The organism is Candidatus Nitrosocosmicus agrestis (assembly GCF_008389435.1).
Classification (GTDB): Archaea; Thermoproteota; Nitrososphaeria; order Nitrososphaerales; family Nitrososphaeraceae; genus Nitrosocosmicus; species Nitrosocosmicus agrestis.
Genome location: NZ_VUYS01000043.1, coordinates 1 through 1,011 on the forward strand (window position 1 = coordinate 1; position 1,011 = coordinate 1,011).

The 1,011-nt window shown below is 36.7% G+C and carries 1 protein-coding gene and 1 pseudogene; both read left to right on the plus strand.

Features of this window, described 5'->3' with window-relative positions:
* Positions 1-162 precede the first annotated feature (162 nt).
* A pseudogene (locus F1Z66_RS15105) lies at positions 163-501 on the plus strand (transposase); the annotation flags it as partial.
* Positions 456-1,007 carry a transposase gene (locus F1Z66_RS15110; protein ID WP_195907557.1) on the plus strand — a complete coding sequence of 184 codons (552 nt, stop codon included), beginning with the start codon at positions 456-458 and terminating at the stop codon, positions 1,005-1,007. The pseudogene F1Z66_RS15105 and the gene F1Z66_RS15110, both read left to right, overlap by 46 nt.
* Positions 1,008-1,011 lie beyond the last annotated feature (4 nt).

Below are 1,011 nucleotides of genomic sequence, written 5' to 3' on the forward strand. Positions count from 1 at the left end.
TTAGAGCCTATCCCAAAATTCGATAGAAATATAGCTTCTTATCTCTCTTGCTAAACTGTGACCTGTATCCAGAAGGAAGTGAAAGCAAGGATTGTCCATAACCATAATCTTCCATCTTCCTACTATCAAAAGGATTCCAGATAAGTTAAGTTATGGGATGAGTTTAAGAAGTTCCTTCCTAAAGAAAAGCCGCAAAAGACTGTTGGTCGACCGGTTGTGCCATACAGAAGCGTCCTTGATGGAATCCTATACATACTTAGAACAGGATGCCAGTGGAAAATGCTTCCCAAAGAATACGGTTCTGGATCTACCTGTCATAGGAGATTTCAGGAATGGAATAAACTGGATATTTTTAGAATGACATGGGCCAAACTATTAAAAATCTATGATGAAAAGTTGGATATCAACTGGGCCTGGCAATCTCTTGATTCTATATCCATAAAGTCGCCTTTAGGGTGGACAAGACTAGAAATAATCCCACAGATAATGGGAGCAAGCTAGGCACAAAAAGACATATTTTGACAGATAAGAAAGGTATCGTCTTATCTGCTGTGATATCACCCGCCAGTACCCATGACATAAAACTGGTTACAGATGTAGTTGATAATACCGTCATCAAAAGACCAAGATCATCCACATCTAAATCAAGACGAGGCACAAAAAGTAGAAGGTTGATACAACATCTATGTCTTGATAAAGGGTATAATTCTGTAGAAGAAGAACAGAAACTAATCAAACGAGGATATGTATTACATATACCAATCAAGAACAAGAACAAGAACAAGAACAACAAGAAGAAAGGTATGAACAATAAAAAAGAAATACCTTCATCGATAGCCACCATAAAACAATATTCTTCCAAGAGATGGGTTGTAGAAAGAACTAATTCATGGCATAACAGATTTAGAAAGTTATTTACCAGATATGAGAAGAAGGCTGAGAACTATCTTGGGCTGATACAGTTCTCTTGTTTTATGATTGTTTATAGAAAGATAATTTTGGGATAGACTC